Origin of the sequence: Streptomyces yangpuensis (assembly GCF_024666385.1) — a bacterium.
GTDB classification, from domain to species: Bacteria; Actinomycetota; Actinomycetes; order Streptomycetales; family Streptomycetaceae; genus Streptomyces; species Streptomyces yangpuensis.
Window position 1 is genome coordinate 4,266,466 of the sequence record NZ_CP102514.1, and the last position, 24,731, is coordinate 4,291,196.

Below are 24,731 nucleotides of genomic sequence, written 5' to 3' on the forward strand. Positions count from 1 at the left end.
CCGCTGTCTCAAAGCACCCCTTTGAGAATCTCAAAGGAGGAGTGTTAGCGTGTTCACCATGTCGACCACAGCTGCGCACCCGATGATCACGAGCGTCCCGCTCGTGTCGCGCCTGCACGTCGACCTCTGCCGCCGCGCGTCCGCGGCCTGTTGCTGTTGAGCTGAATCGATACAGCAGCGGTCCCGGCCGGCCCTTCCTGGCTGCTGCCGCACCGCAACACCACGCAGAACCACCCCCTCACTACGTGCGCCACCTCCGGAGAGTGTCCGTGTCCGCGACCCCACAGGCCCCTGCCCCCGCCAAGGCCTCGTTCAAGTTCCCCTTCTGGGCCCAGATCGTCGCCGGTCTGGCCCTCGGCGTCCTCTTCGGCTGGATAGCCCGCAGCCAGGACGTCAGCTGGCTCGCCACCACCCTGGAGAAGACCGGCGACATCTTCGTCCAGCTGCTGAAGCTGGCCATCGCCCCGCTCGTCTTCTTCGCGATCCTCGTGTCGATCACCAACCTGCGGAAGGTGAACAACGCGGCGCGCCTCGCCTCCCGCACCCTCCTCTGGTTCATGATCACCTCGCTGATCGCGGTCGGCATCGGCATCGGCATCGGTCTGCTGACCGACCCCGGCGCGGGCACCGGCCTCACCGCCGCCGACGGCAAGGACCCGAAGAAGACCGGCTCCTGGATCGACTTCCTGACCGGCATCGTGCCCACCGACATCGTCACGCCGTTCACCGAGCTGAAGGTCCTTCAGATCGTCTTCCTGGCGGTCGTCGCCGGCATCGCCGCCCTCCAGCTCGGCGCCAAGGCCAAGCCGGTCCTCGACCTCGCAGAGTCCGCCCTGGAACTCCTCCAGAAGGCCCTGTGGTGGGTCATCCGCCTCGCCCCGATCGGCACCATCGGCCTCATCGGCACCGCGATCGCCACCTACGGCTGGGAGCTGATCGGCAAGTACGCCACCTTCACCGCCGACATCTACATCGGCTGCGCCCTGGTGCTGTTCGGCGTCTACCCGCTGCTCCTCGCGACGGTCGCCAAGGTCAACCCGATCCAGTTCTTCAAGGGCGCCTGGCCCGCCATCCAGCTGGCCTTCGTCTCCCGCTCCTCCGTCGGCACCATGCCGGTCACCCAGAAGGTCACCGAACGCCTCGGCGTCCCGAAGGAGTACGCCTCCTTCGCCGTCCCGTTCGGCGCCACCACCAAGATGGACGGCTGCGCCGCGATCTACCCGGCGCTCGCCGCGATCTTCATCGCGCAGATCTTCGACGTGCAGCTGGGCATCAAGGAGTACCTGCTCATCGTCTTCGTCTCGGTCATCGGCTCCGCCGCGACCGCCGGCCTGACGGGCGCCACCGTCATGCTGACGCTGACCCTCTCCACCCTGGGCCTCCCGCTCGCCGGCGTCGGCCTCCTGATGGCCATCGACCCCATCCTGGACATGATCCGCACGGCCACGAACGTCGCAGGTCAGGCGCTGGTGCCGGTCATCGTCTCGGCCCGCGAGGGCATCCTGGACAAGGACGCCTACGCGAACGCCTCGGCCTCCCTGCTGGACGAGCCCGCCCCGGCCCCGGCCGCCGTCGACACCGTTCCGCAGCCGGCCGCCGCGGCCGTCTGACCCGGCCGCACGCCCGCAGCACTCGCCGCAGCCCCCGCCCCGTCCGGGCGGGGGCTGCGGCGCGTCCACCGGCCGGCCCACCGGGGCAGCGCTCAGTCGACGCCCCGGAGGTAGACCCGGCTGGTGCGGTCGTCGACCGGCGCCACCGCCACCCTCAGCCAGTTGAGGTCCTCCGCGCACGGCGCGCACACCTGCCCCTCGCGGACCGGGGCCAGCAGATCGGGCTCCGGCAGCCCGAGGTGCGAGAACGGCGTCGTCGGATTCGTGCTGTGCGCGAGCGGCTGCTGCCGCAGGCCGAGCGGCCGCTCCGGCTTCAGAGCGTCGACGAACGCGTCCACGTCGGCCGTCGGAAGGACGAACGCCAGGATCAAGCCGTCGTCCTGCACCCCCTGCAGGTGCGCCGCCTTCGCCTCGGTCGCCGTCTCCGGCAGCCGCACCCCCAGCGTCTTGGCGACCGACTCCACGGTGGCCCCGTCCACCCACTGCGACAGCTGCCCCGACGAGCGCTCCGCGGCCGGGACACCGCTCCGCGCGGCCCCCGAGCACCCGCTCACGAGCCCGCCGGCCAACACCAGCCCGCAGACCAGCACCGGACGCCACCAGCCGCGCCCCTCCCCGCTCATCGGGCGTCGCCGTTCCGGCCGATGTCGGTGCGCGTACCGTCCCGCCCTGGCTCCTTCGCCTTCGCGTCGTCCCATTCATCGCATGCCATCAGGCGATTGGATCATGTGGTTCCGACAGCTGGGTCGGTCTGCTGCGACCGGGCGTTGAGCCCCTTTCGGGATCGACGTCACGCCGGTCAGACCGTCCGGGCGCGGACGTAGGCGACCGTCGCGATCAGCGCCGGGGCGGCGAACCACCAGCGGGTCAGCGTGCGGCGGTAGAGCGGGGTGATGGTGATCAGCAGGCCCAGCAGGCACAGGAACACCGAGCAGCCGCCCAGGAAGCGTGCGTCCTCGCGCAGCTGGTCGTAGGGCGAGTCGGGGTCGGGGCGCATGGCCAGGGCGAGGCAGCAGGTGTACGCCGCGGGGACGTACAGCGCGACGAGCGGGACGGCGAGCACCAGGCGCAGGCAGCCGCGGTCCTCGGGCAGGCCGATGTCCTCGCGGGGGAGCCTCAGCCGAGCGTCTCGATACGAACCCACGCGATCACCCCCAGCACGAGCGGCGGCGCGAACCACCACGGGCCCAGCACCCTGCGGACGGGCGGGAAGAGTGTGATCAGGATCCCGAGCAGGCTCAGGCACAGGGAGAGGAAGACGGCTGCCGCCGTGCCCTCGTACCCCTGGTGGTCCCAGGCGGCCTGCGGGCCGTTGAACACGGCGACGTAGACGAGGACGGCGTTCAGAGCGTGTACGAGGGCGAGGGGCAGCGCGAACACCCAGGGCGCCGACCGGCGGTCCCCGTCGAACATCATCTGGCCACCCCCGACCCGACCCGTGCGTACTGGATCATGTGCATGCTAATACGAGGCGGGAATCCCGACTTCCGGTGCCGCGTCCCGGAGAACGACGACGCGGTGGGGGCGGGCCGCATAGCACCGGCCCCGGTGGTGCCACTCCTGCCGGACCACGCTCATCCGCAGGACGCGTTCGAACCAGCCGACGGCGAGCGCGGCGAGTTCGCCCGGGGTGCCGGCGGCGTCCAGGGCCAGTCCGGTACGCGGCTCCGGCAGCCAGTAGAAGTGCTCGTTCAGGAGGTCCCCGCGGACCGTGGAGCCGGTCAGGCGCAGGCCGACGAGCGGGGGCCAGGCGTTCGGCCCGTCGCCGAGGCCCACACAGGCGACCAGCAGGGAATCGTCCTCGGGTTCGGCCACCCAGCCGACGGCGGGCGGGACCGTCCACGCCGCGGCGCGCTCGCGCAGCAGGCCGGTGAAGAGGCGCTCGTCCGGGCCGAGTTCGAGCTCGGTCTCCGGATCGTCGCTCACGAACCACGGGTCGGTCGGCATACGGTCACCATGGCACGGGGCCGGGGTGCGCGAGACGGGGGTCCGCCGGATCCTGGACGGCCGCGATGCGGCGTGCTTAGACGCGTACTGACCATAGAACCGTCTGGTGGAGAACCAACCGACCAAACCAAACCCGGCCCGCATCGCTCGGTCGGGTGAACGGTGCCAACTGGACTGGATTTCCGATGGGTTGGCGGGCATATGCTCGCCGCGACAACCCGGACATCAGACGGCCCCCGGCGGGACTCGCAATCCCGGCCGAGGGCCTGGCCAGCAGGAAACAAACCTTTCCCCTGGCTACCAAGTAGGAAGCAACCCTTCCCCATGGCTTCAGAGCACCCTAGCGCGACCTCGCGCGCATCGTCCCGTGGTTCCGCCGGGACCGCCCGATCCGGTGTCATCCACGTCAACTCGCCGCACACGAGTCACTTCACCGTGGTCGGCAACCACCTGCTCCAGCACGCCGAGCTGTCGGCGACGGCGATCGGGATCGCCGTCCACATCCAGTCGCTGCCGGAGGGCGCCCCGGTCGGCGTGAAGGCGCTGGTCGCCCGCTTCCCGGAGGGCGAGGTGCGGATCGCCTCCGCGCTGCGGGAGCTGGAGCGGCACGGCTATCTGGAGCGGCGGCGCGACCGGCTGTCGACCGGCCGGGTGGTGACCCGGACGTTCTCGTACAACAGGCCGACCGCGCTCCCCCCGCTGCCGCCTCCGCCGCCACCTCCGATGCCGGACGACCCGCCGCCTCCACCGCCCCTGCCGCCGGACGACCCGCCTCCGCCGCCGGACGAGCCATCGCCCCTGCCCCCGCCGCCGGATCCGCCTGCTCAGCTCCCGACGCTGGAGCGGGAGGCCGTACAGCCGCCGGTACAGCCGCCTGCACAGCCGCAGCCGCTCGCACCCGTGCCGGGCACCCCGGCCGAGCCGGACACCCCGGCCGTGCCGGACACCCCGGTCGCGGCCGCGGCGTCGGCGCCGGCGCAGCGGCTGCACCCCGGGGCCGTCGAGCTGCTCGTCGGGCTGCGGCGGCTCGACCCGCGGCTGCTGCTGGCCGAACGTGACGTACGACGGCTCGCGCCGCAGGTCTCGACCTGGCTGGAGCGCGGCATCCACCCCGATGACGTCCAGTGGGCCCTGACGACGGGATTGCCCGAGCAGATGCGCCGCCCCGCGTCCGTCCTGGCGTACCGGCTGACCGCCCTGCTCCCGCCGCAGCTGCCGCCCGCCCCGCCGACCCCGGCCGTCCCGAAACCCGCGCGGCCGGACCCGCTCCAGAACTGCGACGGCTGCGACCGTGCCTTCCGCGCCCCCGCCCCGGGGCGTTGCAGCGGCTGCCCGCCGGCCGTGGCGGCTGCGTAGGGTGCGGAGATGGAACGCTTATCCGATCTGCCCGAGAACGCTGCGAACGACTACGACGCCTTTGCCGAGGCGTACGTGGCAGAGAACGAGAGCAGCCTCGTCAACGCCCACTACGAGCGGCCCGCGATGCTGGCTCTCGCCGGGGACGTGACGGGCCGCCGCATCCTGGACGCCGGATGCGGCGCGGGTGCCCTGACCGCGGCCCTGCGCGACCGCGGCGCCGACGTCACCGGCCTCGACGTCAGCGCCGCGATGCTGGCGCTGGCCAGGCGGCGGCTGGGCGACGACGTGGCACTGCACCGCGTCGATCTGCGGGACCGCCTGCCTTTCCCCGACGGGGAGTTCGACGACGTGATCGCGTCGCTCGTACTGCACTACCTGGAGGACTGGGGGCCGACGCTGGCCGAGCTGCGGCGCGTGCTGAGGCCCGGCGGCCGGCTGATCGCCTCGGTGGACCATCCCTTCGTCGCCTACACGTTCGGCGATCCGCGTCCCGACTACTTCGCCACCACGGACTATGCCTTCGACTGGACGTTCGGCGGGCGGTCCGTCCCGATGCGGTTCTGGCGCAAGCCGCTGCACGCGATGACCGACGCCTTCGCCGCCGCCGGCTTCCGCCTTTCCGTCATCGACGAGCCACAGCCGGCCCCGGCGGCCCGTGAACTGTTCCCCGACGCCTTCGACGCCCTCTCGCGCAGCCCCACCTTCCTCTTCTTCCTCGTCGAGGCGGTGCACACCGGCCGTCCGTGAGCGGTTGTCGTACCCGGGTGGCAGGCTCCCCGGCCATGAACAGCGATGAATTCTGGGGCGTCGTGGAAGCCGCCCGCTCGGCCGTCACGGCGGACAGGCCCTTCGCCGAGGCCCTGACCACCGAGTTGGCCAGCCGCAGCCGGGCGGACATCCTCCGCTATCAGGAGCGCTTCGACGACGTGCACGCGGCTGTGTACCGGTGGGACGTCTGGGCCGCCGCCTATGTGATCGGTGGCGGATGCTCGGACGACAGCTTCATGGATTTCCGGGCGGGCCTGGTCGCCCTGGGCCGTGACTGGTACGAGAAGGCGGCCGCCTGCCCCGACAGTCTCGCTGGACACCCTGCCGTGATCGACGGGGCTCGTACGTGGTGCCGTGAGACCGTCTTCGACGAGGACGCCAACTACGCGGCCGCCGATGCGTTCGAGCGCCTCACCGGCGACGAGGATGCCTTCTGCAAGGCGTGGGACGCGTACGCGACGCCTGGGCGGGGCCGTGAGGAGGACGACGTCGACATGGGGGAGGACTTCGACTTCGACGACCTCGTGGAGATGCGGCGCCGCCTCCCGCGGCTTTCCGCCCTGTACCTGGGCGCTGCCGCGCAGGATTGAGCAACGGTGTCAGTTTCACCGGCATCGAGCCGGTCAGGTTGAACTCTCGCGGCTCCGCCTGGTCGCTGCCGCGGGCCGCCCGGTGGCCCGGCCCTCCGCAATTTCCTCGCGCGGTGCGGTGGCGGCGGTGGCCGCGTGGAGCGTCGGTGAAGAAGGGCTCCGGGGGCTGGTCGGGCGTGGTGACCCCTCCGTACATTACCGGCGGTAACACTCGTGCGAGCCGAGGAGGGTGCGCCGTGGAAGCGGAGCCGAAGCTGGTGGAGCCCGTCCGGACGGTCGTCGACGGAGTGGTGCGCGAGGTACGGGTACCCGCGCTCGCCCCGGTCCCCACGCACGGCTCCCTCGGGGACATCCCCTTCGACAACGCCGCACAGGCCCCGAACGAGGCCGTACTCGCCCGCAAGGACGCCGACGGGACCTGGCGCGACGTCACGGCCGCCGAGTTCGCGGCCGAGGTCCTCGCCGTCGCCAAGGGCCTGATCGCGGAAGGGCTGCGCGAGGGCGACCGGCTCGCCATCATGGCCCGTACGACCTACGAGTGGACCCTGCTCGACTTCGCCGGATGGGCGGCGGGGCTGGTCACCGTACCGATCTACCCCACCTCCTCCGCACTCCAGGCACGCTGGATCATCCAGGACTCCGGCGCCGTGGCCTGCGCCGTCGAGGACACCGCGCAGGCCCGCATCATCAGCGCCGAGCGGGCGAACCTGCCGTGGCTGGCCCACCTGTGGGAGTTCGACACGGGCGCGATCGGCCGGCTGGTGAAGGCGGGGGAGCGCATCCCCGACGCCCTCGTGCACGCGCGACGGGGTAACCGGACCCCCGATTCCGTGGCGACCCTCATCTACACCTCGGGCACCACCGGCCAACCCAAGGGCTGCGTCATCACCCACGCAAACTTCTTCGCCGAGGTCGACAACTCCATCGAGCTGCTGCACCCCGTCTTCACATCGGTCAGCAAGGACCCGGCTTCGACGCTGCTCTTCCTGCCGCTCAGCCACGTCTTCGGCCGGATGGTCGCGGTCGGCTGCCTGCGGGCCCGCGTCAAGCTCGGGCACGCGCCCAGCATCCGTACCGAGGACCTCCTCGCCGACCTCGCCGGCTTCCGCCCGACCTTCCTGCTCGCCATCCCGTACGTCCTGGAGAAGGTCTACAACACCGCCCGCGCCACCGCCGAGAAGATGGGCCGCGCCTCCTCCTTCGACCGGGCCGCCCGTATCGCGCGCCGATTCGGCGAGGGCATCGAGGGCAAGGCACCCGGGCCGATGCTGCGCGCCGCGCGGGCGCTCTACGACCCGCTCGTCTACCGGCGGATCCGGACCGCGCTCGGTGGCCGCGTCCGCTACATCCTGAGCGGCGGATCACCGCTGGGGCGCAGACTCGCCGCCTTCTACACGGGCGCAGGCATCGAGGTCTTCGAGGGCTACGGGCTCACGGAGACGACCGGCGCCAGCACCGTGACCCCGCCGCAGCGGCCCCGGCTCGGCACGGTGGGCTGGCCACTGCCGGGCACGGCGGTGCGGATCGCGCCGGACGGGGAGGTGCTGCTGGGCGGCCGGCACGTCTTCGCGGGCTACTGGAACAGCGGGCAGGCCCTCCCGTACGGCAGCTGGCTGGCCACCGGGGACATCGGGGAGCTCGATGCGGACGGGTACCTCACCATCACCGGCCGCAAGAAGGACCTGATCATCACCTCCGGCGGCAAGAACGTCGCCCCGGCGCCGCTGGAGGACTGGCTGCGGGCGCACCCGCTGGTCGGGCAGTGCATGGTGGTCGGCGACAACCGCCCGTACATCGCCGCGCTGATCACCCTGGAGCCGGACGGGCTGTGGCACTGGCGCCAGATGCGCAAGAAGCAGAACATGCCGATGCGGGAACTGGTGCGGGACGAGGAACTCCTCGCCGACCTCCAGCGGGCCGTCGACGAGGCGAACCAGCTGGTGTCGCGGGCCGAGTCGATCCGCCGGTTCGCCGTCCTGCCGGGCGACTTCACCGAGGCGCGCGGCCATCTGACCCCGTCGCTCAAGCTCAGGCGGGGCGCGATCGCGCGCGACTACGCCGACCGCATCGACGAGCTGTACCGGGGGCCGCGCGAGGGGTGAGGCTGCGGCCCGTCCGTGGGGCGGGTCGGTCGTGTGGCGGGTCATCCGTGGGGCGGGTCGTCCGTTTGCCGATAATCCGCGACGGATCGAATGCCGTTAGGCTGGCGGACATGACAGCCATGGCACCCAATCGCACCGAACCGGACCTGTCCTTCCTCCTGGATCACACCAGTCACGTGCTGCGCACCCGGATGAGCGCGCAGCTCGCCGAGATCGGACTCACTCCGCGCATGCACTGCGTACTGGTGCACGCCCTGGAGGAGGAGCGCACCCAGGCGCAGCTCGCCGAGATCGGGGACATGGACAAGACCACGATGGTGGTCACCGTCGACGCGTTGGAGAAGGCCGGTCTGGCCGAGCGCCGCCCGTCCAGTACCGACCGGCGGGCGCGGATCATCGCGGTGACCGAGGCGGGGGCGAAGGTCGCGCAGCAGAGCCGGAAGATCGTCGACGGCGTCCACGCCGGTGCGCTGGACTCGCTGCCCGCGGAGGAGCGCGAGGTGCTGCTGCGCGCGCTGAACCGGCTGGTCACCGGACATCTGGAGACCCCGGTCGAGGGGCCGCGACCGGCGCGGAGGGCGCGGCAGAAGGGGTGACGGCGCGACGAACGCAGCACTCGGGTCCGTAGAAGATAGTCTGCAACAAAACTATCTGCTACGGTCGTTCCTGTTGGCTCCCGACGACAGGAGAGACCGCCGTGTCCGTGTCCCCGTCCGTGTCCCCGTCTGCGCCCGTGCCCGTGCCCGTGCCCAAGTCCACGCCCGTGCCCTTGTCCGTGCCCGAGGCCGCCACTTCCGCATCTGCAGTCGCGCAGGCCCCCGCGGTCGCGCCTGCGGTCGCGCCGAGGGCCGAGCCTGCCCAGGCCGTCACTTCGGCTGCGGCCCCGGCCGTCGCCCCGGCCGTCGCCTCAGCCGTCGCCCCGGCCGTCGCCTCGGTGGCCGGGTCGGCGGCCGCCCCGCCGACCAGCCGCTCCCGTCGGCTCGCCCTCGGCGTACTGGCGACCGGGATGCTCATGACGGTCCTCGACGGCAGCATCGTCACCGTCGCGATGCCGGCCATCCAGAGCGACCTCGGCTTCACCCCGGCCGGGCTGAGCTGGGTCGTCAACGCCTACCTCATCGCCTTCGGCTCCCTGCTCCTGCTCGCCGGCCGCCTCGGCGACCTGATCGGCCGCAAGCGGATGTTCCTCGCCGGGACCGGGCTCTTCACCGCCGCGTCGCTGCTGGCGGGCGCCGCAGCGTCCCCCGCGGTCCTGATCGCCGCCCGTTTCCTTCAGGGCATCGGCAGCGCGATGGCCTCGGCCGTCAGCCTCGGCATCCTCGTCACGCTCTTCGCCGAGCCCCGCGAGCGGGCCAAGGCCATCGCCGTGTTCAGCTTCACCGGCGCGGCCGGCGCCTCGATCGGCCAGGTCCTCGGCGGCGTCCTCACCGACGCGCTCGCCTGGAACTGGATCTTCCTGATCAACCTGCCCATCGGCATCGCGGCCGTCCTCGTCGCCCTCCCCACCCTGCCCGGCGATCGCGGCCTCGGCCTGAAGGCCGGCGCGGACACGCTCGGCGCACTGCTCGTCACCTCCGGGCTGATGCTCGGGATCTACACCGTCGTCGGGATCGACCAGTACGGAGCGGCCTCGGCCCACACGCTCGGCCTCGGCGCGCTCTCCCTGGCCCTGCTCGCCGGATTCCTCGTCCGCCAGGCCACCGCGCAGAGCCCGCTCATGCCCCTGCGGATCTTCCGCTCGCGCAGCGTCACGGGCGCCAACGTGGTCCAGATGCTGATGGTCGCCGCCCTCTTCTCCTTCCAGATCCTCGTCGCGCTCTACATGCAGAACGTGCTCGGCTACGGAGCGGCCCGGACCGGCATCGCCATGCTTCCGGCAGCGGCCGTCATCGGCGTGGTCTCCCTGACCGTCTCGGCCCGCCTCAATGCCCGCTTCGGCGAACGCAGGGTCCTCCTGGCCGGCATCGTCCTGCTGATCGGCGTACTGGGTCTGCTGACCCGGATCCCCGGGAGTGCGGGGGAGGCGGACTACGCCACCGACCTGCTGCCCGTGATGCTCCTCGCCGCCGGCTTCGGCCTCGCCCTGCCCGCCCTGACCTCGCTGGGCATGTCCGGTGCGAAGGAGGAGGACGCGGGTCTGGCTTCCGGCCTCTTCAACACCACCCAGCAGATCGGCATGGCTCTCGGCGTCGCGGTCCTCTCCACCCTCGCCGCCTCCCGCACCGAGTCCCTCGCCACCGCCGGCCGGCCCGTCTCCGAGGCCCTGACCGGCGGCTACCACCTGGCCTTCGCGGTCGGCGCGGCCCTCCTCGTCACCGCCCTGGCCGTTGCGGCCACCGTCCTGCGCCGCCCGTCCCGTACCCCCGCGCCCTGACACGCCGGCGGGGCCGTCGGGGGAGCACCGACGACGGTGCTCCCCCGACGGCCCCGCCGCCGCATCAGGCGGCGTCGGCCCGGTGGCTGCGCGGCAACGCCCGCACGGGAGGCTCGGGCGCGCCCCGGGTGGCGGGGCGCATGGGGACGAGCGTGCCGGTGGCCGCACGCTCTCCGGAGCCCTTGATCGCGCCGGGCGCCACGCGCAGGGCTCCCACGGCGATGGCGGCCTTGAGCAGGGCGAGACGGTGGATGCTGGTCATGACGTACTCCTCGGTGCTGCGGGTGAGCGGTGTCCCCGGCCGACCGGTCTGAACGGCCCGGACCTCGTACGACCATTGCGCCCCGCCACCCCCCCCGGGTCACGCCACGGCATCTCGGGTCTTGACGCCCGGAAGACGGGGCGGGTACGAGCCCCGCGCGGGGCGGGGGCACGCGGAAACGGCGGGGCGGTGGTGTGGGGGCGGGATCCACGCGGGCGGCATCAGAGCCGCGGATGGGGGTTTTCCGTCAGTCCCATCGTCTCTCCGGTTCGTGCCGGTCCGTCAAGGGCGCTCCTTCGTCGCGTCGCTTCGCGAGGGCCTTCGGCCCCCCTTGACCGACCGTCCCGCCCCGGAAATCCGAAAGACTGCCGGGAAACCCCCAAAGGAACGGGCCGGGGGAGCAAGACACTTACGGGGGCGGTGCCTGCGCGGGCGAAGCCCGGAGCGCCCACAATCGCTACGCGCTCCTGCCAGAAGGCGTCTGCAAGCCTCTGTGGCTGGTCATAAGCCGCCCCCAATCGCTACGCGCTCCTCCAAGACGGCGTCTGCCAGCCTCTTGGGCCGGTCATAGGCCGCGACCGATCGCTACGCGCTTCTCCGAGACGGCGTCCACCCCCAGTTGGGGGCTGATCGGGGCGAATGGGAGGGCCGAAAGGCCGACCATCGGCCCGGCCGAACTCCACCCCCATGGGGGCATGGGTGAGATCTCATCCGCATGCTCAGAGCTGCCATTTGAGGCGCGCACCCAGCCAGACACGTATTGGCTTCGCCTCAGCCGTCTCCTCTGCCCGGGAGCCGCTCAGTCGGCCGGCTCGATGTTGCCGACTGACGTTGTGAACTCTCGTCCGGACGGTCCCCGAACGTACGCCAGCTCCACCCAGCGCTCAATGGCCGTGCCCGAGACGTTCTCGTTGATCACGGCCATCAGCTCCCCCTCGACGCCGGAAGGGATGTCACGCACGCGACGGCGCAGCAGGCGGTGCGGCATGTATTGGTACTGCTCACCCACGAGGTGCCCCCTGCCAGGACTTGAGGAAGTGTTCCCAGCCGACCATCGCTCGGTCCAACAGATCCGCACTGGGCCCTTGTGGCATCAGCCCCATCTGACAGGTGTCTTTCGTCTCGACGTCGGACACATCGCCGTCCTGCAGCATGGAATCACCTCTCTAGAGATGCATCTACTACAGCCAATGAAGTCGCCGCCTGTCAATGCATCTCTAGAGATCTCGACCCAATGGGGGTGCTGCGGGGGTTCACCTCTGGCCCTAGGGTGTCTAGAGAGGAGAAGGAGTGATCGGTTTCATGACCAGCCAGGGCAGCACCCGTCAGCCGAAGTACCAGCGGATCGCTGACGCGCTGAGGACGGCTATCCAGGCGGGTGAGTACGGCCCGGGCGATCGGCTGCCGGGCGAGAACGACCTCATGGCCACATACGAGGTAGCCCGTATGACCGCACGTCAGGCTCTCGGCGTACTTCAGAATGAAGGCATCGCAGAAGCCCGGAAGGGCGCCGGCGTCTTCGTGCGCGCGTTCAAGCCCCTGCGGCGACGTGGCATCCAGCGGTTGGCGCACGAACAGTGGGGCGCGGGGCGCTCCATCTGGTCCGACGATGCCGGAGATCGTGAGTTGGCCGTCGATCAGATCGAAGTGCGTGAAGTGGAGGCGGACAACCGCATCTCCAGCGCGCTTGGGCTTCCATCGGGTGCTCAGGTGTGGGCGCGCAGCCGTCGTTTCGTGCTGGATGGCAAACCCGTGCTGTTCGCGACGTCGTATCTGCCGTCGGATGTCGTGGGGGACTCTGCCATCACACAGGTGGACACCGGCCCGGGCGGGACGTACGCCCGATTGGCAGAACTGGGTCATGGTCCCGTTCATTTCCGTGAGGAAATCCGGTCCCGGATGCCCTCGGCCGACGAGGCCGAGAGGCTCGTGCTCTCCATGGGCACACCGGTCATCCAGATCGTCCGCACTGCCTTCGCCGAAAGCGGCCGGGGTGTTGAGGTCAACGAAATGACCCTGGACTCCGCGTCCTACGTACTCGAGTACGACTTCGACGCCTGACTCTCGGCCATCTGCCCCAGACGGTCTGCGGACGCGTGATCGAGAAGCGCGTAGCGATCGATGGCGGCCTATGACCAGCCACAGGGACTCGCACTCGCCGTCTTCGAGGAGCGCGTAGCGATCGATGGCGGCTTATGACCAGCCACCGGGGGTTGCAGACGCCTTCCGACAGGAGCGCGTAGCGATCTGGGGCGTACCGGGCTTCGCCCGCGCAGGGCACCGCCCCTAAGTGTCTTGCTCCCCCCGGCCCGTTCCTTTGGGGGTTTCCCGGCAGTCTTTCGGATTTCCGGGGCGGGACGGTCGGTCAAGGGTGGAGCGCAGCGACATCGCGAAGCGACGCGACGAAGGAGCGCCCTTGACGGACCGGCACGACACGGAGAGACGATGGGACTGACGGAAAACCCCCATACGCGTCACTGACCAAGGCCCGGGCGGATCCCGCCCCCACCACCACCACCCCGCACCGTCGAAGCCGCCGCCCCCACACCACCGCCCCGCCGTTTTCGGTTGGCCGGTGCGTTACGGCCTCGGCCTCGCGGGTATCGGGCTGCACGGGAGAGGGGGCTGGTGTGCGCGCTGTTGTGCGGGGGTTGGGGCGGGGTGTGGCCGGGGTCGGGGTGGTCGTCACGTTGGTGGCGGCCGGGTGGCTGATGTGGGTGCTGCCCGGGCCGCAGATGGGGGCGGTGCTCGGTTTCGGGCCCGTCGACGGGGTCTTCAGGGTCCATCGCTGCTACGAGGCCACCGACGCGGAGGGCTACACGACCGGTACCGACTGCACCGGCTGGTACACCCCGCGCCGGTCCGGTGAGGCGGCGCGCGAGATCGTGCTGGCCACGGCCGCCGAGGAGTACCGGCGCGGCGCCCGGGTGGAGGTGCGGACGGCGAGGGGCCGGGCGTACGAGCTGTCGGGGAGCGCCGTGTTCAACTTCGGCGCGGCCGCCGGTCTGCTGCTCGTACCGTTCCTGACGCTCGCGGCCTGGCTGTTCGCCTGTGCGCGCACCGGCACCGTGGCGAACGGCGACGGGTACTTTCTCGCGTCCCTGGCCGGCCTGCTCGCCGCCATCGTGCTGGCGGCGGGGGCCGGCCTCCTGGTCGGGATCGGGACCGCCGTGTTCTGACCGAGCGCACCACCCCCTGTGGGGACGGGCCACACGGCCGGGTCCGCCGACTGACCTGCCGACAGGCCTGCCGACGGTCCCGCCGACCGGCCCGCCCCGCGGCCCCGCCCGCGGGCTTCGGCTTCGGCTCCGGTCAGTCCTTGGCGGCCGGGCGGTAGGTGCACACGTGCACGCCCGCCGGGCTGATGGCCGTGGCGGTCAGTTCGAGGGTGTGCAGGCCGCCGTCCTCCGGGAAGATCGACTTTCCGCCGCCCAGCAGCACCGGCATGATCATCAGCCGGAGTTCGTCGACGAGGCCCTCGCTCAGCAGGGTGCGTACGAGGGTGGGGCTCCCCATGACCACCAGGTCGCCGCCGTCGCCGTCGCGCAGCTCGCGGATACGGGCGACGGCCTTGCCGCCGTCGATGCGCGTGGTGTTGTTCCAGGTCAGTTCGTCGTCGCCGAGGGTGTCGGACACGACGTACTTCGGGAGGGCGTTCATCCGGTCGGCGAACGGGTCGCCGGCCCGCTCGGGCCAGGCCGCGGCCATGTTCTGCCAGGTGCGGCGCCCGTACAGCAGTGCGTCGGCCTTCTCCAGCGCCTCGGTGAAGGAGCCGCCGACGACCTCCGGGTCGAAGAAGGGGTGGGTCCAGCCGCCGTGGGCGAAGCCGCCGTCGCTGTCCTCGCCCTGGCCGCCCGGGGCCTGCACGATGCCGTCGAGGCTGATGAATTCGGTGATGACGATGCGCATGGGGTGCGCTCCTCTGCTGTCCGGGTCGGTCGGTCGATCGGTTGGTTGCTCGGTTCGTTGGTCGGTGTGTACGCAGCTAAGACCGGCGGGCCCGGCGAAATGCATCGGTCCCGCCGGTTCTTCTTGAGTGATCCGGGTCACATTTCGGCGGGGTGGGCCGACGGGCCGTGGTCGGCAGCGGTGGCGAGCGTGACCGCCCTCGCGTTCGGTTGTCCTGAAGGTGCTGGATCTGGCTGGAATCAGGTTGTCTTCGGACCATTTCGGACGGAGAGTTGACACCGTTGTCCGTTCTGTCGTCGGACCCCGGTGAAGTCGAGACGAATGGTGCGTCACATCTGCCGGGCGGACGGCGAGTCGGGTCGGAATACCTGATAGACAGTGGATATTCACGGCCGGACCGGCCGCATACCCTTGAACGGCTCCTTGGGGGGATCGCCGCACTGTGAAGCCGCTTCACCGCCACATCGTCAACACCTCGCGCAAGGTCCTGTGCACGGCCGCGCTCGCGGCCAGCCTGACCACTGCCGCGGTCGTGTCCACTCCGTCGACCGCGGACGCGGGAGAGTCCGAACCGACCCCGGACAGCCCGCAGGCCACCGACCGCGGTGACGCCCGGCTCGACCTGCCGGACATCGTCGCCGACCCGCCGCCCGCCGCGGGGACGGGAACGGGCACGCAGGAGGGCGCCAGCGGTATACCCGCGACCGCCCTCGACGCCTACCACCGCGCCGAAGTGTCCGTGGCCGCCGCGCTGCCCAACTGCAAGCTGCCCTGGCAGCTGCTCGCGGGCATCGGCCGGGTCGAGTCGGTCCACGCCTCCGGCTACGGCCTCAAGGCCGACGGCTCCACCGAGAAGCCGATCCGCGGCCCGCGCCTCGACGGCAACGGCTTCGCCGAGATCCGCGACACCGACCGGGGCGAGTTCGACGCCGACGTGGTCTACGACCGCGCCGTCGGCCCCATGCAGTTCATCCCCTCGACCTGGGCCACCTGGGGCGCCGACGGCAACGGCGACGCCAAGCGGGACCCGAACAACATCTACGACGCCGCGCTGGGCGCCGGCCTCTACCTGTGCGGCGGTGACCGGAACCTCTCCGTGGCCGCCGAGCTCGACAAGGCGATCCTCAGCTACAACAACTCCCGCGAGTACGTGAACACCGTGCTCGGCTACATGCGCCAGTACCAGCAGGGCGCCACCGAGGTGGCCAACCCGCCGGTCGGGAACTACCCGCCCGCACAGCCGGGCACCCTGCCCACGCCGCGCCCGTCGCAGAACCCGGCCACGTCGACGCCGACCCCCAAGCCGACGCCGACGCCCAAGCCCACCCCCACCCCGACGCCCACGCCCACCCCGACCCCGACTCCGACCCCGGAGAAGCCGGCCCCGCACCTGCAGGACCTGACGGTGCTCGACGGTCCCGGTCTCACCGCCGAGGCGGGTACGGCCTTCACCGTGGTCCCGCGGGTCAAGCTGCTCCTCAGCGACGGCAAGCCCGCCGCCGGCCGGGAAGTGATCTTCGCGGTGGAGGAGGACGCCACCGGTACCCCCGGCACCCTCTTCGGGACGGCGAAGTCCCTGGTGGTCAAGACGGGCGCCGACGGCATCGCCGCCGCCCCCGGCCTGAAGGCGGGCGCCGCGGCGGGCACCTTCACCCTGCGCGCCTCGGCCTACGACACCACGAGCCGGCTCACGGTGAACTTCGCGGGCAAGGTCACGGCCCCGGCCGCCGACCTGCTCGCCCGCCCCACGGGCTCGAAGCCCCTGGCGGCGGTCGCCGGCACGAGCATCAAGGGCGTCGAGGTCCTGGCCACGGCCAAGGGCAAGGCCGTCGCGGTGTCCGGTGTCGTCGCGGGCTTCGGCCAGGAGAAGGACGGCACGTGGGTGCCGGCCGACCCGGCGACCGCGAAGGGTCCGTACTTCAAGGACGCGGCCGGCAAGAAGGTCTTCAGCCTCACCCTGGCGGCGACCGCCGCCGACGGCCGGATCGTCCTGCCGGAGCTTCACACGGACGCGGACCTCGCCCCGGGCACCTACCAGCTCCGCCTGGTCACCCCGGACGACGTGACCCTGGTCATCGACATCGAGATCACCGCCCCGGCCCCGGCCGCCACCCCGAAGTAACCCCGGCCGTACTACGCCTCCGGGCCCGCACCGTGCACACGGTGCGGGCCCGGAGGCGTTACGGACCCCCACCCCGGGAGGGGAAAGGCAGGAGCCCCGCCGCTCTGCTCGCGCAGAGGTGACGGGGCTCCTTGGGTACTGCTTTTCCAACCCGCGATTGAGGTTGGCCCAGGCGACTAGGCCGGGGTGACGTTCTCCGCCTGCGGGCCCTTCGGACCCTGCGTGACGTCGAAGTTCACCGTCTGGTTCTCCTCGAGGGAGCGGAAGCCAGAGGCGTTGATCGCGGAGTAGTGGACGAAGACATCCGGGCCGCCGCCGTCCTGGGCGATGAAGCCGAAGCCCTTTTCAGCGTTGAACCACTTCACGGTTCCGGTAGCCATGAGCCCTCCTATGGGCCAAAGGGTCGCCCTGCTCCAGAACCTGCTAAGAAGTCTGAAAACTACAAAAGCCTGCGGGTCACATTCTCCGCAGGCCTCGTACTGCAAGGGAAACCAAACTGCAACTTGCGTCGAGCCTAGCACGCACCCTGCGGCGGAGACCAGAGGGAAAGATCACGTCACCCGGACGTTTGAGACCCGCCGCAAGGCTGACGCAGACCGTGGGACTAGTCTCGCGATGTGGACGTCTACCGCAGCCGGCCCCGCGTCGGCCACATTCAGTTCCTGAACTGCCTGCCCCTCTACTGGGGGCTCGCCAGAACCGGCACGCTGCTGGACCTGGAGCTGACCAAGGACACCCCCGAGAAGCTCAGCCAGCGGCTCGTCGAGGGGGAGCTGGACATCGCCCCGATCACCCTCGTCGAATTCCTCCGCAACGCCGACCGGCTCGTCGCCTTCCCCGATCTCGCGGTCGGCTGCGACGGTCCCGTGATGTCCTGCGTGATCGTCTCGCAGGTCCCGCTGGAGCAGCTCGACGGAGCCCGCGTCGCCCTCGGATCGACCTCCCGTACGTCCGTACGCCTGGCCCAGCTGCTGCTTTCCGAGCAGTACGGCGTACGCCCCGACTACTACACCTGCCCGCCCGACCTGGGCGTGATGATGCAGGAGGCGGACGCCGCCGTGCTGATCGGCGACGCCGCGCTGCGGGCCTCCCTCCACGACGCGCCCCGGCTCGGACTGACCGTCCACGACCTGGGGCACATGTGGAAGGAGTGGACCGGACTGCCGTTCGTCTTCGCCGTCTGGGCGGCCCGCAAGGACTACCTCGCCCGGGAGCCCGCCGTCGTGCAGAAGGTCCACGAGGCCTTCCTCGCCTCCCGCGACCTGTCCCTCGAAGAGGTCGCCAAGGTCGCCGAACAGGCGGCCCGCTGGGAGGCCTTCGACGCGGAGCTGCTGGAGCGGTACTTCACGACGCTCGACTTCCGCTTCGGACCCGATCAGCTCGCCGGCGTACGGGAATTCGCCCGCCGAACCGGACCGACGACGGGGTATCCCGCGGATGTGTCCGTGGAGCTGCTGAGTGCGATGGTCCAGGAGTGCTGACCGGCTTTACCGCCGGTTGATCCAAAGTGCCCGGCGGGTGAATGCCCGGTTTCCCGGGAATTCCCGTCCTTTCCGCATTCCTCCACCGGCACGGGGAAATGCAAAAGAGTGACGCCCCGCCGCTCTCCCCGGCATGATCGGCAGGACACCCCCTAGGCTGCTGCTCGGCCGGGGTGTCACAAGGCGCCCGGGATCACGGGGAATTGGGGGACGGGATGCATCCGCTCGAAGCCGGTGAGCCGCGCACCATCGGCGCGTACCGGTTGCTCGGCCGGCTCGGCGCGGGCGGCATGGGCCGTGTCTACCTGGGCCGCAGTGCGGGCGGCAGGACCGTCGCCGTCAAGATCGTGCACCCGCACTTCGCCTCCGACGAGGAGTTCCGGACCCGCTTCCGCCGCGAGGTCGAGGCGGCCCGGCGGGTCGGTGGCGAGTGGACCGCCCCGGTGCTGGACGCGGACCCGGAGGCCCCGGTCCCGTGGGTGGCCACCGGATACGTGGCGGGCCCCTCCCTGGACCGCGCGCTGGCCGCGCACGGGCCGCTCCCCGAGCCCTCGGTACGGGCCATCGGCGCGGGGCTGGCACGGGCCCTGGTGGCCGTGCACGGCCTGGGCCTGGTCCACCGGGACGTGAAGCCGTCGAACGTGATGCTCACCCTCGACGGGCCGCGGCTGATCGACTTCGGGATCGCCCGGGCCACGGACGGCACCGCCTCGCTGACCTCCACCGGCGTCTCCGTCGGCTCGCCCGGCTACATGTCGCCCGAGCAGATCCTCGGCAAGGGGATCACCGGGGCGGCGGACGTGTTCTCGCTCGGCGCGGTGCTGGCCTTCGCGGCGACCGGCCGGCCGCCCTTCAGCGGGGACAACTCGGCCACTCTCCTCTACAAGGTGGTCCACGAGCCGCCCGAGCTCGGCGAACTCCCGGCCGGTGACCTCCGCGACCTGATCGAGGCCTGCCTGGCCAAGACGGCCGCCGACCGGCCCGCCCCCGAGGCGGTCGCCGACGCCCTCGGCGGGGCTCTCGGTGCTCCCGGCTGGCTCCCCGCCCCGCTGGTCGAGGCGGCCAGCCGGGCCGCGGTGGCCCTGCTCGACCTGGACGCCGACCCCTCCGACGCCTCCGAGGACGCCGCGGACGCCGGCCCGGCCCCGGCCGGGGCCCCGGCCGGAGCCGCAGCCGCCGTCCCGGAGGCCGCCTCCGGCCCGGTGCCGTTCACCGCCGGGACGTACACCCCCGCGGGGCCTGGCGTCGGCTTCGGGGCGCCGGACCCCTCGTACGGGGGCCAGGGCACGGGCTCCCCGTACGCCCTCCCGGCCGCGGGCCCGTACGGCAGCCCCACCGAGACCGCCGGCGCGGCCCCCGGGGCGGGCGCGGTGCCGCCGCAGCGGACCGCGGCCGACGGGCGGCAGGTCAGCGTCAGCGCCGCCGGGCGCCGGTTCAGCTGCACCGTCGTGCTGGCCGCCGCGGCCGTCCTGGCGGTGCTGTCCGGCGGGATCTACTTCCTGGACCTGCTGCCCGGGCAGGGCGGCGAGCGGCGGGACACGGCCGGCGCCGGCGCGCGCCCCTCCGCCTCCTCGCCGGCCCCGGGCGCCTCGGTCCCCTCGGACCCGGAGCCGAAGGCGAGCCCCGCCTCGCCCCCGGCCGGGACCCGTACCGACGTCCCCAAGGGGCTCATCGGCACGTGGAAGGGCACCGTCACCACCAACGCGCGCCTGACCACCGAGTTCGAGATCACCATCAAGGCGGGCCGGGTCGGCGAGGTCGTCGGCCGCGACAAGTCGATCATCCCCGTCCTGGGCACCGACTGCGGCGGGGACTGGAGGCTCGCCTCGGCGACCGACCGCACCCTGGTCCTGGACACCTCCGCCGGCCCCAACCCGGCGCCCGGCCTGTGCTCCAACGGTTCCACCAACGAGCGCTTCACCCTCAACGAGAACGGGACCCTGCACTACAAGTCGGGTGACGCCCCGGCCGGAAACCCCGAAGGCGACCTCACCCGCAGCCCCTGAAATCCGCCGCGGGGCCCTGGCGTAGGCTGGATCGGTCCGGACCTTGAACACAGACACACCGCCGAAAGGTGACTCCCGGTGACCGACCAGGCCGTTCTCCAGTCTGTCCTCGACCGCGCCGCCGCGGGGGGCCGGATCACCAAGGAAGAGGCGCTCGACCTCTACCGCCACGCGCCGCTGCACGCGCTCGGCCAGGCCGCCGACGCGGTGCGCCGCCGCCGCTACGCCGGTACCGAGCACATCGCGACGTACATCATCGAGCGGAACATCAACTACACGAACGTGTGCGTCACGGCGTGCAAGTTCTGCGCCTTCTACGCGGCCCCCAAGGACACGAAGAAGGGCTGGTCCCGCGACCTCGACGACATCCTGCGCCGCTGTGCGGAGACCGTCGAGCTCGGCGGCACGCAGATCATGTTCCAGGGCGGGCACCACCCGGACTACGGCGTCGAGTACTACGAGCACCACTTCTCCGCCATCAAGAAGGACTTCCCGCAGCTGGTCATCCACTCCCTCGGCGCGTCCGAGGTCGAGCACATGGCCCGGATCTCCGGCGTCTCCGCCGAGGAGGCCATCCAGCGGATCCACGCCGCCGGCCTCGACTCCTTCGCGGGCGCCGGCGCCGAGCTGCTGCCGGCCCGGCCGCGCAAGGCGATCGCCCCGCTCAAGGAGTCCGGCGAGCGCTGGCTGGAGATCATGGAGATCGCCCACAAGCTGGGTGTGGAGTCCACCTCCACCATGCTGATGGGCACCGGCGAGACCAACGCCGAGCGCATCGAGCACATCGCGATGATCCGGGACACGCAGGACCGCACGGGCGGCTTCCGCGCCTTCATCCCGTACACCTACCAGCCCGAGAACAACCACCTCAAGGGCCGGACCCAGGCGACGATCTTCGAGTACCTGCGCATGATCGCGATCGCGCGCCTGTTCCTCGACAACATCGCCCACATCCAGGGCTCCTGGCTGACCGTCGGCAAGGAGGCGGGCCAGCTCTCGCTGCACTACGGCGCGGACGACCTCGGCTCGATCATGCTGGAGGAGAACGTCGTCTCCTCGGCCGGCGCCAAGCACCGCTCCAACCGCCAGGAGATCATCGACCTGATCCGCAAGGCGGGCCGTACGCCGGCGCAGCGCGCGACGACGTACGAGCACCTCCTGGTGCACGACGACCCGGCGAACGACCCGGCCGACGACCGCGTCGTCTCGCACATCTCCTCCACCGCCATCGAGGGCGGCACCGCGCACCCCGAGCTGAAGCTCATCTCCGCGAACTGACGCGTCCGACACGATGCTGACGCTGCACGCCGCCGAACTCCTCGTCACCGGACCGGGATCCGCGCCGCTGGAAGGCGGTGCGGTCCTCGTCGAGGGGGACCGGATCGCCCGGGTGGGTCCGTACGAGGAGCTCGGCGCGGCCCATTCGCACGCCCGGGTCCGCCGCTGGCCCGGGGTGCTCACCCCGGGGCTGCTGGTGCGCGGGGCGGACGAGCTGCTGGAGCGGACGTACTACCCGGACGACCCGTACGAGGTCACGGAGCTGGGTGCGGACCCGATCAGCGGCGCGGAGGCGCTGGACGCCCTGAAGATGACCGAGGCACGGTGGGGCAACAGCGCACGGCGCGGCACACAGCGGCTGCTGGCCCGCGGGGTGGTGGCGGTGTGCGGCCGCTTCACGGTCGCGGCGGTGCGCACGGCGCTGTCCCGCTCGGGCCTGACGATCCTGCCGCCGGCGCCCTACGAGGGGCGGCCAACCCTCGATCCGTTCGCGGGCCGGGCATCGGCGGCGGAGGCCTTCCACGGGGTGCTGGAGCCGGGGGCGGCGGCGCGCTTCGCGGTGTTCGCGGTGGCGGACGAGACCGAGCTGCCGGCGCGGGGCGCGACCACGTGCGTGGCCACGGTCATCGGGGGACGGCTGCTGCACCGCCGCCGCTGAGCCGGTCGGCGCAGGGCCCGTCGGCGGGTGCCTGCTCGCGGGGCGGGAGGTCGGCCGGTCTGCTGCCCTCCCGGGCGAGGGCGGCCAGCAGACAGGCCTGGAGACGGCTGATCCCGCCGAGCTTGGCCCGTATGTTCACGACGTGGAACTTGACCGTGCTGACGGACAGTTGGAGCTCCCCGGCCAGTTCCCGGTTGGAGGCGCCGGTGGCCAGGCACAGGAACACCGCGGACTCCTGCTCGGTCAGCAGCGCTTCGAAGGACCGGTCCCCGTGCTGCGCCGGCGGCCCGTCCGGCTCCTCGTACGAGGGGAACCACGATGGGACGCTGAAGCTGACGACGCGCACGGTTCCACTCCTCGATCCCCCCGGGCGGCCCCTCCGTCGGCCGTCCTTTCCCTAGAGGACGGACGGACCCGACAGATAGGTTCCGTTCGCGTCGAACGGCCAGGCATTGGACGTGCATCCGTCCAGGCCCTTGATCTGCTGCATCATCGCCGGGGCGGGCTTTCCGGGGCCCGGGCAGCCCTCGTGGCCGCGGCCGATCTCGTGCCCGACCTCGTGGTTGACGATCAGCGCCCGGTACTCCTCCACGGAACCGCGGAACTGCGGCGAACCCTCCTTCCAGCGCTTGAGGTTCACCACCACGGTGTGGCCGACCCGGCAGTTGGTCTCGCCGATGAGCTCCGGCGTGACCACGTCGCACAGCAGGTCGGTGGTCCTGGGCGAGGCGATCTTGACGGTGAAGTCCACCGGCTGGCCCGCTCCCACGAGCTGGAAGCCGTACCGCGGGTCCTTGGTCCAGCCGCGGGGATCGCCGAGGATCGCCTCCACGGAACGGGCGGCCGCCTCCGGGTCGACCCCGCTGCCGTCCTCGACCTCCAGCCGCCAGCGCCGGGTCGTCCCCTTGCCCTGCACGCCGCCGGAGGCGGTCGAGCCGGCGAAGGTGCCGGGCTTGCCCGGCGTCGCGGGGGCGCCGGTGGACGGCGAGGGCGAGGCGGGCTGCGGCGAGGGCGCGGCGGGGGACGGCTTGGCCTCGGGGGACTTCGCGCCGCCCTGCGGGAGCGGGTTCCCCGCGGCGTCGGTGCCCTCCCCGTCCGGTGCGTCGCTCCGGGAGGCGGTGCGGCCCTTGGCGGCCGTGGTGCTCTCGTCCTCGGGGAGCAGCGCGAAGGCGGTCGCCGAGACGGCTACCAGGGCCGCCGAGCCGATGAGGATCGTGCGCCGCAGCCGCCTGCGCCGCTCGGCCCGGCGCCTGGCGCGCGGGCCGTCACGGCGGGAACGACCGGTGGAATGGCCTGCCGGCATCGTGAAGCTTCCTGTTCGTGGCGGCCACTGCCGGACCCGCCCACGGTTGCGGTTCTGATCCGGTGGGTGACCCTCACCGGGCCGCACCCTGGCAGTCAACGCGCATGCGACGTAGCAGCGTAACTGTCCTTCGGACCAGTTCTACGGTCGGGTACGGGACCAGCACGGCGCGGTACGGCGGAGCCCGCGCCGCCCGGGCGGGTGCGGCCTGAGAGGATGGGGACGTACCCGCCGATCCGCATCGCAACACGAGGGGCGAACGCCAGTGACAAGGGCATCCCTGGACAAGCAGCCGCACGAAGTCGCCTCCATGTTCGACAGGGTCGCGGCGAACTACGACCTGACCAACGATGTCCTCTCGCTCGGCCAGGACCGGGTGTGGCGCAAGGAGGTCGCCAGGGCGGTCGACGCGCGCCCCGGACAGAAGGTCCTCGACCTGGCCGCAGGTACGGCGACGTCCTCGCTGCCCTTCGCGGCGACGGGCGCGTATGTGGTCCCGTGCGACTTCTCCCTGGGCATGCTCATGGAGGGCAAGAAGCGCAACGCCTGGCTTCCGCTGACCGCGGGCGACGCGACGAAGCTGCCGTTCAAGGACGACGTCTTCGACACGGTGACGATCTCCTTCGGTCTGCGCAACGTCCAGGACACCGACGCGGCGCTGCGCGAGCTGTACCGGGTGACCAAGCCCGGCGGGCAGGTCGTGATCTGCGAGTTCTCGCAGCCCACGTGGGCGCCCTTCCGTACCGTCTACACCGAGTACCTGATGCGGGCGCTGCCGCCCGTCGCCCGCGCCGTGTCGTCCAACCCCGACGCGTACGTGTACCTGGCCGAGTCGATCCGGGAATGGCCCGACCAGCCGGCGCTGGCCGCCCTGCTGCAGAAGGCCGGCTGGTCCAGGGTCGCCTGGCGCAACCTCAGCGGCGGCATCGTCGCGCTGCACAGAGGCACCAAGGACTGACCGC

General features: G+C 71.6%; 25 protein-coding genes. 15 read left to right on the plus strand and 10 right to left on the minus strand.

From position 1 onward, the window contains the following. Positions 1-263: 263 nt before the first annotated feature. A complete protein-coding gene (locus tag NRK68_RS19550; protein ID WP_183067025.1) occupies positions 264-1,610 on the plus strand; it encodes a dicarboxylate/amino acid:cation symporter in 1,347 nt (448 codons plus the stop codon). Positions 1,611-1,702: 92 nt separating this feature from the next. Here NRK68_RS19550 and NRK68_RS19555 read toward each other — a convergent pair whose 3' ends face one another. The 4 genes from NRK68_RS19555 to NRK68_RS19570 form a co-directional block, all read right to left on the minus strand. Continuing rightward, on the minus strand, positions 1,703-2,233 hold the full coding sequence (locus NRK68_RS19555) for a hypothetical protein (RefSeq protein WP_183067024.1): 531 nt from the start codon (positions 2,231-2,233) through the stop codon (positions 1,703-1,705). Between the two features lie 176 nt (positions 2,234-2,409). Next, complete coding sequence (locus NRK68_RS19560; protein ID WP_183067023.1) at positions 2,410-2,754, minus strand: hypothetical protein; 345 nt, start codon at positions 2,752-2,754, stop codon at positions 2,410-2,412. After that, positions 2,727-3,026, minus strand: coding sequence for a hypothetical protein (locus tag NRK68_RS19565; RefSeq protein ID WP_257856328.1), 300 nt, complete (start codon positions 3,024-3,026; stop codon positions 2,727-2,729). Before NRK68_RS19565 ends, NRK68_RS19560 begins: the two co-directional genes overlap by 28 nt. A gap of 45 nt (positions 3,027-3,071) precedes the next feature. Further along, on the minus strand, positions 3,072-3,557 hold the full coding sequence (locus NRK68_RS19570) for a hypothetical protein (RefSeq protein ID WP_257856329.1): 486 nt from the start codon (positions 3,555-3,557) through the stop codon (positions 3,072-3,074). A 324-nt stretch (positions 3,558-3,881) separates the two neighbouring features. Between NRK68_RS19570 and NRK68_RS19575 the strand changes: the two genes are divergently transcribed. The 6 genes from NRK68_RS19575 (at position 3,882) to NRK68_RS19600 (ending at position 10,750) form a co-directional block, all read left to right on the plus strand. Further along, the gene (locus NRK68_RS19575) at positions 3,882-4,913 is read left to right on the plus strand and encodes a helix-turn-helix domain-containing protein (RefSeq protein WP_257856330.1); all 1,032 of its coding nucleotides are present in this window, start codon (positions 3,882-3,884) and stop codon (positions 4,911-4,913) included. Positions 4,914-4,922: 9 nt separating this feature from the next. After that, positions 4,923-5,663, plus strand: coding sequence for a class I SAM-dependent methyltransferase (locus NRK68_RS19580; RefSeq protein ID WP_183067019.1), 741 nt, complete (start codon positions 4,923-4,925; stop codon positions 5,661-5,663). A gap of 35 nt (positions 5,664-5,698) precedes the next feature. Next, positions 5,699-6,274 carry a DUF4240 domain-containing protein gene (locus NRK68_RS19585; RefSeq protein WP_183067018.1) on the plus strand — a complete coding sequence of 192 codons (576 nt, stop codon included), beginning with the start codon at positions 5,699-5,701 and terminating at the stop codon, positions 6,272-6,274. A 236-nt stretch (positions 6,275-6,510) separates the two neighbouring features. Next, positions 6,511-8,376, plus strand: coding sequence for an AMP-dependent synthetase/ligase (locus tag NRK68_RS19590; RefSeq protein ID WP_257856331.1), 1,866 nt, complete (start codon positions 6,511-6,513; stop codon positions 8,374-8,376). A 110-nt stretch (positions 8,377-8,486) separates the two neighbouring features. Continuing rightward, a complete protein-coding gene (locus NRK68_RS19595; protein WP_257856332.1) occupies positions 8,487-8,972 on the plus strand; it encodes a MarR family winged helix-turn-helix transcriptional regulator in 486 nt (161 codons plus the stop codon). Between the two features lie 410 nt (positions 8,973-9,382). Further along, positions 9,383-10,750, plus strand: coding sequence for an MFS transporter (locus NRK68_RS19600; RefSeq protein ID WP_183067114.1), 1,368 nt, complete (start codon positions 9,383-9,385; stop codon positions 10,748-10,750). A gap of 64 nt (positions 10,751-10,814) precedes the next feature. Here NRK68_RS19600 and NRK68_RS19605 read toward each other — a convergent pair whose 3' ends face one another. Further along, a complete protein-coding gene (locus NRK68_RS19605; protein ID WP_183067015.1) occupies positions 10,815-11,012 on the minus strand; it encodes a hypothetical protein in 198 nt (65 codons plus the stop codon). Positions 11,013-11,811: 799 nt separating this feature from the next. Further along, the gene (locus NRK68_RS19610) at positions 11,812-12,021 is read right to left on the minus strand and encodes a hypothetical protein (RefSeq protein WP_183067014.1); all 210 of its coding nucleotides are present in this window, start codon (positions 12,019-12,021) and stop codon (positions 11,812-11,814) included. 293 nt (positions 12,022-12,314) lie between these two features. Between NRK68_RS19610 and NRK68_RS19615 the strand changes: the two genes are divergently transcribed. Together NRK68_RS19615 and NRK68_RS19620 are read left to right on the plus strand one after the other, a co-directional pair. Then, complete coding sequence (locus NRK68_RS19615) at positions 12,315-13,073, plus strand: GntR family transcriptional regulator (protein WP_257856334.1); 759 nt, start codon at positions 12,315-12,317, stop codon at positions 13,071-13,073. Positions 13,074-13,642: 569 nt separating this feature from the next. Beyond that, the gene (locus tag NRK68_RS19620) at positions 13,643-14,191 is read left to right on the plus strand and encodes a hypothetical protein (RefSeq protein WP_183067013.1); all 549 of its coding nucleotides are present in this window, start codon (positions 13,643-13,645) and stop codon (positions 14,189-14,191) included. Positions 14,192-14,324: 133 nt separating this feature from the next. Here NRK68_RS19620 and NRK68_RS19625 read toward each other — a convergent pair whose 3' ends face one another. Beyond that, positions 14,325-14,921 (minus strand): dihydrofolate reductase family protein, encoded by a 597-nt coding sequence (locus NRK68_RS19625; RefSeq protein WP_183067012.1) that lies wholly within the window; start codon positions 14,919-14,921, stop codon positions 14,325-14,327. A gap of 442 nt (positions 14,922-15,363) precedes the next feature. Between NRK68_RS19625 and NRK68_RS19630 the strand changes: the two genes are divergently transcribed. Then, positions 15,364-17,043, plus strand: a complete 1,680-nt coding sequence (locus tag NRK68_RS19630; RefSeq protein ID WP_257856335.1) for a lytic transglycosylase domain-containing protein — start codon at positions 15,364-15,366, stop codon at positions 17,041-17,043. Between the two features lie 176 nt (positions 17,044-17,219). Here NRK68_RS19630 and NRK68_RS19635 read toward each other — a convergent pair whose 3' ends face one another. Continuing rightward, complete coding sequence (locus tag NRK68_RS19635; RefSeq protein ID WP_030012116.1) at positions 17,220-17,423, minus strand: cold-shock protein; 204 nt, start codon at positions 17,421-17,423, stop codon at positions 17,220-17,222. A gap of 237 nt (positions 17,424-17,660) precedes the next feature. Here NRK68_RS19635 and NRK68_RS19640 point away from each other — a divergent pair, with 237 nt between their 5' ends. The 4 genes from NRK68_RS19640 to NRK68_RS19655 all read left to right on the plus strand — a co-directional run bounded on the left by NRK68_RS19640 (position 17,661) and on the right by NRK68_RS19655 (position 22,466). After that, a complete protein-coding gene (locus tag NRK68_RS19640) occupies positions 17,661-18,524 on the plus strand; it encodes a menaquinone biosynthetic enzyme MqnA/MqnD family protein (protein ID WP_183067011.1) in 864 nt (287 codons plus the stop codon). A 215-nt stretch (positions 18,525-18,739) separates the two neighbouring features. After that, the gene (locus NRK68_RS19645; protein WP_257856336.1) at positions 18,740-20,530 is read left to right on the plus strand and encodes a serine/threonine-protein kinase; all 1,791 of its coding nucleotides are present in this window, start codon (positions 18,740-18,742) and stop codon (positions 20,528-20,530) included. A 78-nt stretch (positions 20,531-20,608) separates the two neighbouring features. Then, positions 20,609-21,808 (plus strand): cyclic dehypoxanthinyl futalosine synthase, encoded by a 1,200-nt coding sequence (gene mqnC / locus NRK68_RS19650; RefSeq protein ID WP_257856337.1) that lies wholly within the window; start codon positions 20,609-20,611, stop codon positions 21,806-21,808. Positions 21,809-21,821: 13 nt separating this feature from the next. Beyond that, positions 21,822-22,466, plus strand: a complete 645-nt coding sequence (locus NRK68_RS19655; RefSeq protein WP_183067008.1) for an imidazolonepropionase-like domain-containing protein — start codon at positions 21,822-21,824, stop codon at positions 22,464-22,466. Here NRK68_RS19655 and NRK68_RS19660 read toward each other — a convergent pair. Next, positions 22,432-22,812, minus strand: a complete 381-nt coding sequence (locus NRK68_RS19660) for a response regulator transcription factor (protein ID WP_183067007.1) — start codon at positions 22,810-22,812, stop codon at positions 22,432-22,434. The genes NRK68_RS19655 and NRK68_RS19660 overlap by 35 nt on opposite strands. Before the next feature lie 51 nt (positions 22,813-22,863). Beyond that, positions 22,864-23,769 carry a DUF3152 domain-containing protein gene (locus tag NRK68_RS19665; protein ID WP_257856338.1) on the minus strand — a complete coding sequence of 302 codons (906 nt, stop codon included), beginning with the start codon at positions 23,767-23,769 and terminating at the stop codon, positions 22,864-22,866. A gap of 265 nt (positions 23,770-24,034) precedes the next feature. On the opposite strand from NRK68_RS19665, the gene NRK68_RS19670 reads away from it, so the two are divergent. Next, on the plus strand, positions 24,035-24,727 hold the full coding sequence (locus NRK68_RS19670) for a demethylmenaquinone methyltransferase (RefSeq protein ID WP_183067005.1): 693 nt from the start codon (positions 24,035-24,037) through the stop codon (positions 24,725-24,727). The last annotated feature ends 4 nt before the right edge of the window (positions 24,728-24,731 follow it).

What these genes read in the sequence shown, in the direction of transcription:
- NRK68_RS19585 (WP_183067018.1), top strand. Translation starts at nt 5,699, where the DNA reads ATGAACAGCGATGAATTCTGGGGCGTCGTGGAAGCCGCCCGCTCGGCC.
- NRK68_RS19655 (WP_183067008.1), top strand. Translation starts at nt 21,822, where the DNA reads ATGCTGACGCTGCACGCCGCCGAACTCCTCGTCACCGGACCGGGATCC.
- NRK68_RS19570 (WP_257856329.1), bottom strand. Translation starts at nt 3,557, where the DNA reads ATGCCGACCGACCCGTGGTTCGTGAGCGACGATCCGGAGACCGAGCTC.
- NRK68_RS19625 (WP_183067012.1), bottom strand. Translation starts at nt 14,921, where the DNA reads ATGCGCATCGTCATCACCGAATTCATCAGCCTCGACGGCATCGTGCAG.
- NRK68_RS19580 (WP_183067019.1), top strand. Translation starts at nt 4,923, where the DNA reads ATGGAACGCTTATCCGATCTGCCCGAGAACGCTGCGAACGACTACGAC.
- NRK68_RS19565 (WP_257856328.1), bottom strand. Translation starts at nt 3,026, where the DNA reads ATGATGTTCGACGGGGACCGCCGGTCGGCGCCCTGGGTGTTCGCGCTG.
- NRK68_RS19615 (WP_257856334.1), top strand. Translation starts at nt 12,315, where the DNA reads ATGACCAGCCAGGGCAGCACCCGTCAGCCGAAGTACCAGCGGATCGCT.
- NRK68_RS19665 (WP_257856338.1), bottom strand. Translation starts at nt 23,769, where the DNA reads ATGCCGGCAGGCCATTCCACCGGTCGTTCCCGCCGTGACGGCCCGCGC.
- NRK68_RS19635 (WP_030012116.1), bottom strand. Translation starts at nt 17,423, where the DNA reads ATGGCTACCGGAACCGTGAAGTGGTTCAACGCTGAAAAGGGCTTCGGC.
- NRK68_RS19575 (WP_257856330.1), top strand. Translation starts at nt 3,882, where the DNA reads ATGGCTTCAGAGCACCCTAGCGCGACCTCGCGCGCATCGTCCCGTGGT.
- NRK68_RS19555 (WP_183067024.1), bottom strand. Translation starts at nt 2,233, where the DNA reads ATGAGCGGGGAGGGGCGCGGCTGGTGGCGTCCGGTGCTGGTCTGCGGG.
- NRK68_RS19600 (WP_183067114.1), top strand. Translation starts at nt 9,383, where the DNA reads ATGCTCATGACGGTCCTCGACGGCAGCATCGTCACCGTCGCGATGCCG.
- NRK68_RS19645 (WP_257856336.1), top strand. Translation starts at nt 18,740, where the DNA reads ATGCATCCGCTCGAAGCCGGTGAGCCGCGCACCATCGGCGCGTACCGG.
- NRK68_RS19605 (WP_183067015.1), bottom strand. Translation starts at nt 11,012, where the DNA reads ATGACCAGCATCCACCGTCTCGCCCTGCTCAAGGCCGCCATCGCCGTG.
- NRK68_RS19595 (WP_257856332.1), top strand. Translation starts at nt 8,487, where the DNA reads ATGACAGCCATGGCACCCAATCGCACCGAACCGGACCTGTCCTTCCTC.